Raw genomic sequence first — 14,509 nt, forward strand, 5'->3', positions numbered from 1 at the left:
TTATGGGAAGTTAATGTGAGAATTAAAGTGATTAAGAATTTCAATAAAATTGGGGAGAGTTTCGGGCGGGCCATTCGGCCCGCCCGAAACCTCTATAATGGCCTGGAATCCAGTATTTCCAGTAAATCATGCTTCGAAAGCTTCTGAATACCAGTTCCATCGGTTTGCAGCAGGTTTTGAGCCAGTTCATTCTTCTTTTTCTGAAGGCTTAAGATTTTCTCTTCTACAGTATTCGAACAGATTAAACGGACAGCGATTACATTTTTGGTCTGCCCGATACGGTAACTTCGGTCAATTGCCTGATTTTCTGCTGCAGGATTCCACCACGGATCTACCAGATAAATATAATCTGCCTCGGTAAGATTTAAGCCTACACCGCCGGCTTTTAAACTGATCAGAAATACGCGGATTTCTTCATTTTCCTGAAAATTATTAACGGCCTTACCTCTGTGTTTCGTCTGTCCGGTAAGGTATTCAAACGGAATTTTTTTACGTTCAAGTTCTGCTTTAAGTAAATCCAGCATCTCTACGAATTGTGAGAATACTAATATTTTATGATCTTTAGATTTACTTTGGATCTGTTCCATCAGTATTTCTATTTTCACAGCATGTTCACCGGAGTATCCTTCTTTTAAAAGTAAGGGAGAATTACAGATCTGTCTGAGTCTGGTTAAGCCTGTCAGAACGTGCATACTGTTTTTATTCAGATCATCATCGTTTGCGGCGATAAATTCACGAAGTTCCTTTTCATAGGCATCATAGATTTTACGCTGTTCAGCATCCATTTCGCAGTAGATCACCATTTCGGTTTTTTCAGGGAGTTCTTTGGCAACCTGTTTCTTCGTTCTGCGGAGAATGAAAGGCCTTATTTTTTCCTGAAGTTCCTGAGCCCGTTTTCCGTATTCAAATTTATCGATAGGAATGGCGTAAATATCTTTGAAATACTGCTTGCTACCCAAAAGTCCCGGACAGGCAAAAGAAAGCTGACTGTAAAGATCGAAAGTATTATTTTCGATAGGAGTACCCGTAAGTACGATTCTGTTTCTCGATTGTAGAAGTCGTGCTGCTTTGTACCGTTCCGAATTGGGATTTTTAATGGTCTGTGATTCATCTAGGAATACATAATTGAAGCGAAAATTTTTCAGAAAACGGATATCCGAAAGCAGCATTCCGTAGCTGGTAAGCACCACTTCATACTCAGACATATGTTCCGATGCTTTTAGGCGGTCTGCTCCATAATGCGTCATCACTTTTATTGACGGCGCAAACTTTTTGATTTCTTCCTGCCAGTTGAAAAGCAGGGAAGTAGGAACAACCACAAGATGAGTCGTGTGTCCATGTTTTTCTCTTTGAGACAGGATAAATGCAATGATCTGCAGTGTTTTTCCAAGTCCCATATCGTCTGCCAGACAGCCTCCGAAATTGAATCCGTCTAAGAAGTCCAGCCAGTTCAGCCCATCGTGCTGATAATCTCTTAATACAGCATTTAATCCTTTAGGAACAGCTATTTGTGGAATATTTTTAACAGACGAGAACTGAAGCGAATAGGAATCAAGTTCTTCCTGCATTTCTTCGCTTAAAACTTCCTTCTCAAACAGCGAAGAGACTTCCGTGAAACTGATCTTTGGAATTTTAAGGTCTTCCGCATCAATTTCCCCAATTCTGAAAAATTCATTCATCCTGCCGATCCATTCTTCCGGAAGTAGACCAAGTGTGCCATCATCCAGCTGTACAAATTTGCTTCTGTTCCGGATGGCGCGGTGAAGCTGTTTTAAAGCGGCATCTTTCTGTCCGAAACTTACCTTAAGTTTGGCATTGAACCAGTCCAGTCCGCTGGTGATCTGAATATTGATTTTCGCTTTGTGCGAGTTGACTTTATTGTTTTTAAGCTCATTGAATCCCAGGATGATCACTCCTTCATTCCTCCACGTTTCAAAAGCATGCAGAAACCAGTTTTCATCCAGAAATTTATCTTTGTGTAGATAAAAATAATCATAGCCGTCCATTTGGCCTTCAAAATCGGGATGTTGTTTCATGATGAGAGACGTAAAGCGGGCTTCTTCAGCATCACTCCGGTCAATTTTAAAAATATTTCCGTTCTGGTCCGTACCGAAAAGCTGTTTTCTGGAATAGACCGGAACTTCAGCCTGACCATACTTCATGACGGGAGTAACAGCAATATAATTTCCCTGCTGGCGAAGATAAATGATCCGTTCATTCCTGTGTTTTTTTTCTTCAAGCTGTACTGGAGTTGCAGGTTGTATATAACTATAATTAATATGAATACGCTGCTCAAGTGAAGCCAGAACGTTCTGCATAAATGCTTCGTACTTTGAAGCATGAACAAGCAGGATTTCATTATTGGCTTTAAAAAATTTGATGACCCTCAACATATCCGGATCATCTACAAAACTGAAGGTATTCCGGCTGTACACAAAGTATTCATTCCTGATGATGACATTTTTAAATGGAATGGAAATATCATTGAATTCAAGTTCTCCGGTTACTTCATAGAAAGGCTCTTTTTTGAATACACTAAGCTGTAATTCGGCTTTTAAAACCTCAAGATGGACAGGAACAAGAGATTTCGCTGAAACAGTTTCCGAGAGTTCACGGTCGTGGTAATACGTTTCCAGCCTAAGTGGATTCTGAACAATCAGTTTAAGAGCTTCCAATTCTGCTGTATTGTAATCTTCGTTGTAATTATTCTGAAAAGCAGAAACAGCGGTATAAAATTTAATATGAAGCGGTTCTTCAGCCTTCCAGATCAGCTGCATGGCATCAATTGGATTGACAGGATTTTTGATCTTTCCCGTTTGCGTGGTTTCAGATTCCATCAGTGAAAAGTTGAGATGGCTGTAATAACGGTGTCTGCCGATCACCAGTATTTTTCTCTTTCCGTTTTCCTGCAATGCCAGCTCTTCAATCACAGAAGTGCGCTGGGGAAGGAGTTGCTGCTTGAAAACATCTTCATCGATGGGTAACATCTCTTTGATCTTAGGTTTTACTTCAATTTTACCCTCAGCATATTCCAATTCAAAATAAATGTCCAGATCAGATTCATTTTCTAATCCGTAGCTTTTCGCTTTGGCGATAAACAACTTCTTGCGAAGATAAGGTTCAAAAAAAGTCCTGAAATTTTTATCTTCTAAAATACAGTGAATGATTTCTGCCTGATGCTCACAAAGTTTATCTTTAGGATGCGTGCAGGTACAGGTAGTCACTATTGAACTCCCGATCTGACTGACAGAAACGTCTGGAAAATCCTGTAAAGGAGACCTTTTTGTGAAAATTCCATGGTTATTTTCAATGGCAGAAGGATAGATTCCGTGAAAGTCTCTGATCTCCAGAAATGCGCTGCCGGAGGTGTGTTTCAGAAGATCGTACACAGAAAGGTTCGTGAAGCTTGTATTTTCAAGAATATATGCTGCCATAAGCACGCGAATTTACAAAAAAGGATGACAAGATTTCATGGTATTCGTGATGAAGTGAAAAACCAGTGATAGAGAGCGGTTTAGCGAAAGTTGAAAGCCCATTGTATGCTTTGAATACCAATATAAATATTCAATTATAATTTATCATACGATTAATAGATATTTTATCGTTATTATTGTACAATATTTAAATTCATGAAAAATACGAAATGAATTTAAGAAGATTATAATTTTTTTTTAATGACAAGCAAGATTATAGGCGTCGGCAATTATATTCCGCCGGAAACAATTACAAATTTATTTTTTGACCAGCATCATTTTATTAATAAAAACGGAGAGTCATTAAAGGAAGCGAATGATATTATTGCCAGAAAGCTAAAGGAAATTACCGGCATCGAAGAAAGAAGGTACGCATCTGAGCATCAGGTGACCTCGGATCTGGGACTGATAGCAGCACAGAGAGCGATAGAAAACTCAAAAATAGATCCTGAAACATTGGATTATATCATATTTGCCCACAATTTTGGGGACGTGCGATTCGGTACCGTTCAGTCGGATAGTGTCCCGAGTCTGGCCTCAAGGGTAAAGCATCTGCTAAAAATCAAAAATAACTTTTGCGTGGCCTATGATGTTCTTTTCGGATGTCCGGGCTGGATTGAAGGGGTGATACAGGCCAATGCCTTCATCAAATCAGGTATTGCAAAACGCTGCCTGGTGATTGGGGCAGAAACACTTTCCAGAGTAGTAGATATCCACGACAGAGACAGTATGATCTATGCTGACGGAGCTGGAGCAGCTATTCTTGAAATCAGTGATGATAACAGCGGAATACAGTCTCACCTATCGGCTTCTTATACTTTAAACGAGAAAGACTTCCTGTTTTTCGGAAAATCATACAACAACGAAAGCTGTCCGGATACGAAGTACATCAAAATGGATGGCCGTAAGATCTACGAATTTGCGCTTGTGAATGTAGCGGATGCCATGAAAAAATGTATGGATGCCAGTGGATATTCTATAGATCAGCTTGATAAGATCATTATCCATCAGGCTAATGAAAAAATGGATGAAGCTATCGTAAAGCGTTTTTATCAGCTGTACGACCTTCCGATGCCAGAAAACATTATGCCGATGGTCATCAGTAAATTAGGGAACAGCAGTGTCGCTACCATTCCAACCTTGCTTACCATGATCTTAAACGGAGAACTTCCTTCCCACGAAATAAAAGAAGGTCAGGTAGTTCTGTTCGCTTCTGTAGGAGCGGGGATGAATATCAATTCATTCGTTTATAAATTTTAAATTACAACTTATCAGAGAGAATATATGATGATTACAATCATATTTTGATCTCCTATATTGAAATAAGGCTCAGATTATTAAAATCTGAGCCTTAATTTTTGAAAGGATGAAATTTCACCTTATTTATGTGAATTACTGAAGGTTATCCGCAATTTGGTTTCTTACGACTCTGTATGGGTGAATCCCCTGAAGAAATTGTGAGTCCGATTTTAATTTATAATTCGGGCCTACAAAATATGTTCTGGCATCCGCATCATTATAACCGGTATATTTTAACCAGGCTACACTGATTCCTGCAAATTCATTCTTTGAGATCTCCATGGTCGGGCTAAAATGGGTTGCTGTAGTGGCAGTGGCCGCCCAGGCCGGAGATTGGTTGAGAAGATGGCTCTGATGAAGTTTCGTATACCATGGCATCACCACAATATCAAGTCTTCCGGTTAAGATCAGGGTAGGTGCTTTTACCGTAAAGCTTACTGCTGCCGGTCCCGGTTCAATTGGAAGGGATCCAACGACTTTCAGCGCCGGATCGATCAGTTTCAAAGCAGTATCGGGAATACTTGAGGTCAAAAGTGAAGCTCCGCCACCTGCTGAATGCCCGGCTATAATCATTCTGGACATATCAATTTTCCCGTATAATGGAGATTGGGTATCCTTGTTCAGCTTTGATGCTTTTAAAGCCCCCAGGATGTGCATTTCCGGCAGTGTATTGATGAAATCTGAAGAAACTACCACCACAAAACCATGGCTTGCCCATAACTTTAGCATTTGTGCATAATTTCCCTCATTGGAAAGTATACCTCCAACAAAATTGACAACCGGAAGCTTATCCATATTGGCGATATTGGAAGGATAATAGACCGATGTCATAATGGGAGACCCGTTCCCAAAAGGAAAATTGTTGGTACATTGAATGGTATGATCCAGCACATTAATGGATTGAAGAACATCTACAATGATACCGCCCAGATTTCCACAGTCTCCGAGTACCGCATCTGTGCTCACCGCATAAGGGCCCATATTTCCGTATTGCTCATTGGCCTGGCCCGTAGCAGGGAAGAAATTGGATTTTGATGTCATCTGATTTTCACCAGCCAGATTATTTTCCGGTGAATTTTCTAATAGGTCATCACTGTTTTGACAGGATACCAGCGACAACGATGCCGCAAGTACAGAAAAGATCAATTTTTTCATAAGTTTATTGTTTAAATGGTTTTTTTCTTGATTATTTTGATTGATAAATATCTGTATTAAAGTTATTTAATTATTTTGTTAAGTTAATATTTTATCATTATTTAGTGATTTATATGAACAAAGAAAATGTTTTGAGCCATTTTATATCTGATCCAGTTTATTATTTTTTTAGAATACAGTTTTATTTTTTTTTTAACAGTACTTATTACAATGAAAAGAAAAGTGGAGTTAATATCTTTTCCAATGATTCTAAACGAAGCATTGGGAGTAAGTGATAACCGCTCACAGCTTTGTTTTACAGGGATTTATTGTTTCGTTTTGTCTGTTAAAATGAAGGTCTTACGGTCGTTAGATTCTGTTTTTTAAGCCAACTGGTTTGTGTTAAATTTAAAAACTGGCCTAGCAAGATGAGATTAAAATATTTTTTCTTTGATAGTGAATAAATTATCTGCTTAGAAGTCAGTTAGATTGATCAGATAGAGATTTTAATTAAACAGCCTATAAAATGTTAAGACCTTGGAATCTGGATCTGAAAATTGATGAAAAATATTTTCAGCTACCTGTTTATCAACAGATTGTTGAAACCGTTATAGACGCTGTACATTCCGGTAAACTGAAAAGAGGAAATGTTCTTCCCGGTACCAGAAAACTTGCAGATATGCTGCAGGTAAACAGAAATACAGTGATTGAAGCTTATAATCAATTGGAATACAAAGGTTGGGTGACTTCTAAACAGAGATCCGGAACATTTGTCTCCTTTAATCTTCCGCATATAGAAGCAAAAGAGGTTGTTACAGATCATGCCAAAAGTATTTCTGCCATTAATAAAATTGTTTTTGATCAGGGCCTTCCGGACACTAATCTGTCTCCCATGGAAGATATCATCCGGGAATACAAACTGGTCCTTAAAAAAATACAGAAACAGAAACTGCATACCTTCAACGATCCTGCAGGATACCGGAAGCTGAGAGTCGTCTTATCTCAAATGCTGAACCACCAGAGAAGAATCGCAGGAGATGAAAATAATATATGCATCACAAGAGGCAGCCAGATGGCTTTGTTTATGATTTCACAATGTTTGTTGAAAAGTGGTGACTGCGTTATTGTAGAACATCCGGGATACAGGCTTGCATGGGATGCATTTGAATATGCAGGAGCAAAGGTATTATTTGCAGAAGTAGATACAGACGGAATTGTTATTTCAGATATCAAAAAATATATTGAAATGGGGATGAATATAAAAGCAGTGTACGTGTCTCCGAATTCCCAGTTTCCCACGACAGCTATTTTAAGTGAACCAAGACGCAAAGAGCTGATTGAATTATCAAATGCCCATGACTTTTATATTATAGAGGATGATTATTGTACCGATATTAATTACAGCGAGAAGAGGCTTTTGCCTTTATGCAGTGATGAAAATTTAAAAAACTATATCTATGTAGGAACTTTCAGCAGGTCGGTAAGTCCCTTCTTAAAAATAGGATATGTTGCCAGCAGTCATACGCTGATCAAAAAGCTGGTGGCACTTAGGAGAATCATTGACATAAATGGTGATTCTATCATGGAAAGGGCATTTTTCAATTTAATAAGAGATGGGATTTATACCAAGCACTTAAAGAAATCTGTCCGGCATTACAAAAACAAGAGGGATTTTCTGGATGAGATTTTGAATAAATACCTCAATGGCAAAATAAGATATACCAAACCTGAACTGGGACTTGGTTATTGGATTACTCCTGTAAAACCCATGCGGGAAGAGTTTAACCGTTTTTTAAAAGATGAACTGGCCACCAGAGGAATAAGATCCATTATCAGCCATGATTATTATAAAAATGATGGTGAGGGAGTTCTTGTGAGTTTCGGTTCTGTATCTGAAAAGAATCTGGAAGAAGCCGTGAAGATTATGGCTGAGTATTTTTAAGTTTTGATTTTAAAACATTTTTACAAACAAATTATATTTTAAAACGGAAGGAAGCTGATCATCAGCTTCCTTCTTCTTTGAACTATGGAAAACTCACTAAACTGATGTACTGTATAATTTCTTCCATTTAGCAATCGTATTTCTGCTGAGCTTGAAGTGTCTGCATAGCTGACTGTTATTTAAATTATTGGATCGCTGATAATCTAATATTTTAATGATAGCCTCCTCATTGTACGATCTGTGCTTTTGGTTGAAAATTTCAGTTTCCCGACAACTTGTTTTGAATATGAGGTCATTAAGTAACAGAACATCAAGGGTGGTTAAATATCTTTTTTTCAGAATACGTACACATTCTTTATCATCCTGAAGTCCCTTTTTTATGAGTATATCCGTATATAATTTTTTATAATCCGGTATGGTTTTTTCCGTCGTTTTCAAATATGTGTTTTTTGTGTTATAAGGAAGTGTTGGAGGTAAAAGTATTACTACAAAGAAGAGCAATAGGCATCCTTGCCAATGATAGAAAGACCTTTCTAAATGCAGTGCCCAAATCTTAGCCCATGTTATACTTACTGATCCATTTATAGAGTGTGGTTTTTGGAATTTTATATTCCTCTATGATCTGTTTCTTGCTCTTTTCACCGGTCTGAACCAAATCCAGAATATAATCTATGATTTCTTTGGTGTAAATATTCTTTCTGAAGCGGGGAAGTGTTGTCTCGGCTTTGATCTGTTTAGTAGCCGGAGAATAGAGGATCAGATGTTGAGTATACATTCTGAAAAAATCATATTCCAGTAATTTGCACCATTTTAAAAGTAAATCCGAGTCCATGGACTTACTCTTGTATACTTTTTTAATGCTTGTTTCGGTACATTTAAAAAAATTGCAGAGCCGGGTCATGTCTATACCGGATTCCTGGACGCGTTTCTCGATTAATGAACCGATATGAATATTTTTTGACTCAAAAATCATGGATAGTATATTTTTTCATGTAAATAATACGATAGCCCAGAACTTTGCCGTTTCCACAGTACAAAAACATTTTTTTCCTGATCAGTCCCCAAAAATAGGAGGTTAAAATACACTCATGCTCTATAGACTGAGGGCTGATGATGATGGGTTGATTTAAAATATGTTCTGCTTCTGAAAGGGTCTTTCCTATCAGTATTTCATAGCTGTTGAGTTCTATCACCAGTTTCACATAGTTTTGGATTAAAAAAATAGGAGCCCACTGAAATAGGATAGGATTGATTTACCCGATCAAATCTATTGGCTGGTACAAAAAAAGAAAAAAATATAGCCCTCATTCTAGTCCAGTTTTTAAGTTTTGCCATGACCAGTTTTCAGAATATAAAAATTAACATGATTAAAACTGGAGCTGTATAAAAAAACAAACTGGATGATGTAAAAAAGCATAGAATGTGTTTTTTTTGTATTAGTAATAATTCTACAATTGTTGAATAAATAATGAGTTTTCCTGTGTTAAAGAAAAGAGCAGCAACTGTCTTAGCGTTGACAGTATCTCATTCTTTTCGATACACGTATTGCCGGAAAATTTCTTTTGGAGAAGAACTATTATTCACAATGGAGCCTGTGATAAGGCAGCTTTGTTGCAGTCAGAAGAACCTATTGTCATTGGTACAGGAGGTCTGCGCGTTGAATTCTGTCCGGAAAATATATAATAACAGAACACAAATCATAAAAAAAATATTTCGATAAGGAGCTTTATACCTGGTATAGAGCTCCTTTTAAATGTTGACACAATTATTTCGTTATGATAAAAACACTTAAAACAATCAGTGCAGCCGCTACTTTATGCGGGTTTGCCTCAATGAACGCTCAGGTTGGAATCAATAATTCAAGCCCAAAAGCAACGGTAGATATTACTGCCAGGACTCCTGTGGGAGTTTCGAATCCAAATCTGAAAGACGGGATATTAATTCCTAATGTGGACAGAGCCAGAGCACAGGCGATGGGGAATAACAGCAGTCCCGCCGTTCCGGAATCTACCATGATTTACGTTAATAATATCACTACAGGAACAGCAACCGGATCAGCCATTAATATCTCTGCGCCGGGGTATTATTATTTTGATCCTGCGGCGTTGCCATCTCCGGGAATCTGGCAGGCTTTGAGACCCACCAATGTGGATCTGTACGGGTTTCAGGTGAAGATCCCGCCTCACAACCAGTATGCAGCAGATTTTAGCAACCATTCAGTGAGCACGTATGATAATGATAACTGGTGGGTTATTTCTAAAACATCAGTCAACACGACAGGCGGTCAGCCCGCACGAATGACGATTATTTACGAATATCAGGGTTCGGCGCTTAATATTACCAATCTGTACCCTCAACTCACAGCCGGCAACAATTCCAGTTACCCGGATGTATATACCGCCAACATTATAAGCATTGCCAATACCGGAGCGGGGAAAACAAGATTAACGGTTTCAGTGGTAAGAGCAGAGAGTTTAAGTAACTGGCAGGGTATATTTTATCTCAATGCCTTATTTGCAAGAAAAATCAATTAACCCATGACGAAGTGTCTATGAGTTTTAGAATGTAATAAAATCAATTCTATATGGAAAGCATCACTAAAGAATACGCAGTCTACGGTTCTTTATTTCTGGTAGATGAAGAGCATTATAAAGAGTTCTGCGGCTATTTGAAAAAAGTCACGTTTAAAAAGTCAGATTTCTTTTTGAGAGAAGGAGAATATTGTCAGCATTTAGGATTTTTAAAATGCGGATTGATGCGAAGTTTTTATGATCGGGATATCAACGTCAATTTCCACCTTGAAAACAGTCTTATTACAGATTATGACAGTGTTTTATATGGCGTGAAATCCAAAATGAATATCAAAGCTATAGAAGATTCTGAGGTATTTCTCCTGCATAAAGATCACCTTCAGAGCCTTTATCACAAAGAAGCATACTGGCAGGAATTCGGAAGAAAAATTGCCGAAGCCGTGTATCTTCATGCCAAAAAAAGGATAGAAGGTTTATTATGCATCTCTCCGGAACAGCGCTATCATCAATTGTTGCTGGAAAACCCAAAAATCCTGCAGCTGGTGCCTCAAAAGCATATTGCTGGTTATCTCGGCATTCAGCCACAGTCTTTAAGCAGAATCAGAAAAAGATTGCTCAAACGCTGAAATATTTAGATTTATTTTTTTTAATAGCGAAGCGGTGCAGTATATATTGTACCGCTTTTTTATGATTTTAAATGAGAAATCCATTTTGGCTACACGTTAATCCAATTTGGCAACTCCGGCCTTTATTCTAATGCTGACCTTTGTCCTGTTAATTTAATACAGAACAAAATGAAAACAATTTTTATAACAGGCGCTTCAACAGGATTAGGAAAAGCGGCTGCCCAATTATTTCAAAGCAGAGGATGGAACGTGATCGCTACCATGAGAAACCCTGAAGCAGCAACTGAACTTAAAGATCTGGACAATGTAACCCTGCTTCCGCTGGATGTCACCAATCTGGAACAGATCAAATCAACCGTAAAAAAAGCAATTGAGCTGGGTAATGTAGATGTGGTTTTTAATAATGCAGGGTATGGACTTATCGGTCCTTTGGAAGCTTTATCCGACGAGCAGATTTTAAAACAGCTGGATACGAATCTTCTGGGTGTGATCCGCGTGACGCAGGCATTCATTCCATATTTCAGAGAAAAACAGAGCGGAATGTTTATTTCTACCACATCAATAGGTGGATTGGTTGCTTTTCCTTTAGGGTCTACCTATCACGCTACCAAATGGGCGCTTGAAGGCTGGAGCGAAAGTTTAGCGTATGAGCTGAACAGATTTGGAATTGATATCAAAACCGTTTCTCCGGGCGGAATTAAAACAGATTTTGTAAGCCGTTCTTTAGATGCTGCTACAAGTCCCGCTTATGATGAAATGAGCAATTCTCTATTTTCAAAAATGGAAGGAATGATGGAAGCGGCTTCTGAACCGGTACAAATTGCTGAGGTGATTTATGAAGCGGCTACAGACGGTAAAAAACAGTTGAGATATGTAGCCGGAGAAGATGCCAAAGCGATTTACGCACAGCGTCTTGAATTGGGAGACGAGCTTTTCAGAGAGCAGTTCGGAAAACAGTTTATCTAAGCCAAATAAATTGGAGGACAGCATAAATACATTGCTTTTATGCTGTCTTTACAACCAAATATTTAATACATTTATATCATGGAAAAGAAAGATAATGCCCCAATGAAAATTTCCTCCATATCGGAACTTCATGATCTGCTGAAGCTTCCCAAACCGGTACATCCATTGGTAAGTCTGGTAGACAATACCCAAATGAGTGTGGATAAAGAAATGCTAAAAAAAAGTTTCCTGATGAATTTTTATAAGATCTCCTATAAATTTTCTGAACACGGAAAGATGGGGTATGGGCAGGGGTATTATGACTTTAATGAAGGCGGAATGATGTTCACGTCGCCGGGACAGATCCTTTCTACAGATGTGGATGCAGAATATTGTGGCTATACACTGCTTGTGCATCCGGATTTTATACGGACCTATCCTTTAGCGAAGAATATTAAGAAATTCGGGTTCTTTTCTTATGATACGAATGAAGCGCTGCATCTGTCTGATCAGGAAAAAACCGTTATTACCGGACTGCTGGACAATATCCGAAATGAATTGAATACGGCCATTGATGAGGTAAGTCAGGATGTGATTATCTCCTATATAGAGGTTCTGCTGAATTACAGCAACCGTTTTTATAAGAGACAGTTTATAACCAGAAAGGCAGTCAACAGTGATCTGCTGTCCAAAATGGATACCGTACTGGAAGATTATTTTAATAAAGAGCAGACGTTAAACGGAGGGATTCCCACAGTAGAATTTCTGGCTTCTGAACTGAATCTTTCACCCCATTATCTAAGTGATATGCTTAGAAATCTTACCGGACAGAATGCACAACAGCACATCCATGAAAAATTGATTGAAAAAGCTAAAGAATACCTTACAGCAACGAGTTTTTCCGTATCGGAAGTAGCGTACGCATTAGGTTTTGAACATCCACAATCATTTAATAAGCTGTTTAAAAAGAAAACAGACAAAACCCCTCTGAGCTACAGACAGTCTTTTAATTAAGATCAAACAAATACATTCAAAATAAGCCCGGCATTGCGTCGGGCTTATTTGTTTTTGGAACCGAACGGAGAAAATACTGATTTTAACAATGATATGAAATACCTAATTATAGGTAGAAAAAAATACTTTTTTTTCAGGATTGATACTCTATAAACCTAAAGATACATTTGTAATAAAAAAACACTCCATATAAATCACTTTCACCATATCACCATAAACACATGAAAAAAATTAACTTTCTTTTAATCATTACCGTAGGAATGATGGCCTACGCGCAGCCTACGGTAACCAGATCCGCAATTGACAGGATTAATATACCCACTACATTCAGATCGGGTGATGTTACATCCACGTCCATTACTGCAGGAGCAGCCGGGGCTAATGTTACATGGGATTTTTCTGCTTATACAGCAGCCAATCCAGTAACTGCTACCACGAATATATGTCCCGGGCAGACCAATTGTTTCAGGTTTCCAACAGCCAACAGGATTACGAATCCCATTGCACTCGACACGTATGATTTCAATATCATGACCGATACGGAAGCCACTATGGTAGGATCTTATTTCGGACCCAGTCTTGGTAACGGAACGGTAACCTATACAGATCCTCTGATCATGTACAAGTTTCCGATCACATACCAGCAGCAGTTTAATGAAACGTATCAGTTCAATACCGTTTCGGGCGCAGGAAATACCAGTGAAGCCGGACAGGAATCCTTTATCGCAGACGGTTATGGAACAGTTATTACCCCGACCGGAACGTATACGAACGTTCTCAGGGTAAAGAGAATGAGAACTGCTACTCAAACCATGCCGGGACAGCCGCCTTTGCCCTATACCCACGAATCTTATCAATGGATCAGTCAGACTTCAGGAATGGTTTTCTCTTTTGGGATCAATACTTTCACTTTGAATGGAAATACCAATGTTTCGAAGCTGGTGTCATATCTTGTTCCGGGGGCTTTATCAACCTCTGATTTAAACAAAAAGAAGACAGAAATTTCAATATTCCCGAACCCAACCTCGGATACGGTTACATTACAGTCTGATGAAGATCTTAAAAAGATCACCATTACATCTCTTGACGGAAAATCTGTTTTAAAAACTGGAAGTATAAAGAATATTGATGTTTCAAAACTCCCAAAAGGAGCTTATATCATTCAGGGGGAATTAAAGAACGGAAATATAGTTTCGAAAAAAATGATAAAGAAATAGTGCAAGATTTTAGTTTTCAGAATGAAAGCTGCTGATCAAGCCGGAAGTACAAAAAATTGTTATAGGTTGTGGATCAGGAATGAACTTTTGCATACGTATTTGTTCATCTCTGAATAATAAATTTTAGGTTTCATCATCAGACTTTCGGTAAGTGGTTTTTATAGGAATAGAGCTTTCAGGATACTGAAAGCTCTTTCCGTTTTTAATGTGAATCTGTAGACTCTCTTGTAAATTTAGATTTTTTTAATCCCTTTTCTAAAGTAAGGAAGCCATCTGCGTTCATCTGCTATTATTTTTCGTTCATGTACTTTTATTTGCTCAATCTGTG

The 14,509-nt window shown here is 38.3% G+C and carries 12 protein-coding genes; 7 read left to right on the forward strand and 5 right to left on the reverse strand.

Going from position 1 to position 14,509, the window contains the following annotated elements:
• Positions 1 to 92: 92 nt before the first annotated feature.
• The gene (locus BUA72_RS14220) at positions 93 to 3,434 is read right to left on the reverse strand and encodes a DEAD/DEAH box helicase (RefSeq protein WP_072923497.1); all 3,342 of its coding nucleotides are present in this window, start codon (positions 3,432 to 3,434) and stop codon (positions 93 to 95) included.
• A gap of 240 nt (positions 3,435 to 3,674) precedes the next feature.
• Here BUA72_RS14220 and BUA72_RS14225 point away from each other — a divergent pair, with 240 nt between their 5' ends.
• Positions 3,675 to 4,733, forward strand: coding sequence for a 3-oxoacyl-ACP synthase III family protein (locus BUA72_RS14225; RefSeq protein WP_047453368.1), 1,059 nt, complete (start codon positions 3,675 to 3,677; stop codon positions 4,731 to 4,733).
• A gap of 132 nt (positions 4,734 to 4,865) precedes the next feature.
• On the opposite strand, the gene BUA72_RS14230 is transcribed toward BUA72_RS14225, so the two are convergent.
• Complete coding sequence (locus BUA72_RS14230; protein ID WP_072923498.1) at positions 4,866 to 5,927, reverse strand: poly(ethylene terephthalate) hydrolase family protein; 1,062 nt, start codon at positions 5,925 to 5,927, stop codon at positions 4,866 to 4,868.
• Between the two features lie 505 nt (positions 5,928 to 6,432).
• On the opposite strand from BUA72_RS14230, the gene BUA72_RS14235 reads away from it, so the two are divergent.
• Positions 6,433 to 7,848, forward strand: coding sequence for a MocR-like pyridoxine biosynthesis transcription factor PdxR (locus BUA72_RS14235; RefSeq protein ID WP_072923500.1), 1,416 nt, complete (start codon positions 6,433 to 6,435; stop codon positions 7,846 to 7,848).
• Positions 7,849 to 7,944: 96 nt separating this feature from the next.
• Here the strand turns inward: BUA72_RS14235 and BUA72_RS14240 are convergent, their stop codons facing one another.
• The 3 genes from BUA72_RS14240 to BUA72_RS14250 all read right to left on the reverse strand — a co-directional run bounded on the left by BUA72_RS14240 (position 7,945) and on the right by BUA72_RS14250 (position 9,050).
• The gene (locus BUA72_RS14240; RefSeq protein ID WP_072923501.1) at positions 7,945 to 8,286 is read right to left on the reverse strand and encodes a transposase; all 342 of its coding nucleotides are present in this window, start codon (positions 8,284 to 8,286) and stop codon (positions 7,945 to 7,947) included.
• 115 nt (positions 8,287 to 8,401) lie between these two features.
• Positions 8,402 to 8,680, reverse strand: coding sequence for a helix-turn-helix domain-containing protein (locus BUA72_RS14245; protein WP_317043240.1), 279 nt, complete (start codon positions 8,678 to 8,680; stop codon positions 8,402 to 8,404).
• A 130-nt stretch (positions 8,681 to 8,810) separates the two neighbouring features.
• Positions 8,811 to 9,050, reverse strand: coding sequence for a hypothetical protein (locus BUA72_RS14250; protein ID WP_072923505.1), 240 nt, complete (start codon positions 9,048 to 9,050; stop codon positions 8,811 to 8,813).
• 573 nt (positions 9,051 to 9,623) lie between these two features.
• Here BUA72_RS14250 and BUA72_RS14255 point away from each other — a divergent pair.
• From BUA72_RS14255 to BUA72_RS14275, 5 genes are all read left to right on the forward strand, one after another.
• Positions 9,624 to 10,382, forward strand: a complete 759-nt coding sequence (locus BUA72_RS14255; protein ID WP_072923506.1) for a hypothetical protein — start codon at positions 9,624 to 9,626, stop codon at positions 10,380 to 10,382.
• Between the two features lie 50 nt (positions 10,383 to 10,432).
• Positions 10,433 to 11,005 (forward strand): Crp/Fnr family transcriptional regulator, encoded by a 573-nt coding sequence (locus BUA72_RS14260; RefSeq protein ID WP_047453356.1) that lies wholly within the window; start codon positions 10,433 to 10,435, stop codon positions 11,003 to 11,005.
• 168 nt (positions 11,006 to 11,173) lie between these two features.
• Positions 11,174 to 11,971: an SDR family oxidoreductase gene (locus BUA72_RS14265; protein WP_072923508.1), complete on the forward strand. Its 798-nt coding sequence runs from the start codon at positions 11,174 to 11,176 to the stop codon at positions 11,969 to 11,971.
• 78 nt (positions 11,972 to 12,049) lie between these two features.
• On the forward strand, positions 12,050 to 12,964 hold the full coding sequence (locus tag BUA72_RS14270) for a helix-turn-helix domain-containing protein (RefSeq protein ID WP_047453351.1): 915 nt from the start codon (positions 12,050 to 12,052) through the stop codon (positions 12,962 to 12,964).
• A 221-nt stretch (positions 12,965 to 13,185) separates the two neighbouring features.
• A complete protein-coding gene (locus BUA72_RS14275; protein WP_072923510.1) occupies positions 13,186 to 14,181 on the forward strand; it encodes a T9SS type A sorting domain-containing protein in 996 nt (331 codons plus the stop codon).
• The last annotated feature ends 328 nt before the right edge of the window (positions 14,182 to 14,509 follow it).

Origin of the sequence: Chryseobacterium sp. OV279 (assembly GCF_900128945.1) — a bacterium.
Lineage (GTDB): Bacteria > Bacteroidota > Bacteroidia > Flavobacteriales > Weeksellaceae > Chryseobacterium.

Excerpts from the sequence above, each read along its gene's own strand:
- BUA72_RS14220 (WP_072923497.1), bottom strand. The coding sequence starts at position 3,434 with ATGGCAGCATATATTCTTGAAAATACAAGCTTCACGAACCTTTCTGTG.
- BUA72_RS14225 (WP_047453368.1), top strand. The coding sequence starts at position 3,675 with ATGACAAGCAAGATTATAGGCGTCGGCAATTATATTCCGCCGGAAACA.
- BUA72_RS14230 (WP_072923498.1), bottom strand. The coding sequence starts at position 5,927 with ATGAAAAAATTGATCTTTTCTGTACTTGCGGCATCGTTGTCGCTGGTA.
- BUA72_RS14235 (WP_072923500.1), top strand. The coding sequence starts at position 6,433 with ATGTTAAGACCTTGGAATCTGGATCTGAAAATTGATGAAAAATATTTT.
- BUA72_RS14245 (WP_317043240.1), bottom strand. The coding sequence starts at position 8,680 with ATGGACTCGGATTTACTTTTAAAATGGTGCAAATTACTGGAATATGAT.
- BUA72_RS14255 (WP_072923506.1), top strand. The coding sequence starts at position 9,624 with ATGATAAAAACACTTAAAACAATCAGTGCAGCCGCTACTTTATGCGGG.
- BUA72_RS14260 (WP_047453356.1), top strand. The coding sequence starts at position 10,433 with ATGGAAAGCATCACTAAAGAATACGCAGTCTACGGTTCTTTATTTCTG.
- BUA72_RS14265 (WP_072923508.1), top strand. The coding sequence starts at position 11,174 with ATGAAAACAATTTTTATAACAGGCGCTTCAACAGGATTAGGAAAAGCG.
- BUA72_RS14270 (WP_047453351.1), top strand. The coding sequence starts at position 12,050 with ATGGAAAAGAAAGATAATGCCCCAATGAAAATTTCCTCCATATCGGAA.
- BUA72_RS14275 (WP_072923510.1), top strand. The coding sequence starts at position 13,186 with ATGAAAAAAATTAACTTTCTTTTAATCATTACCGTAGGAATGATGGCC.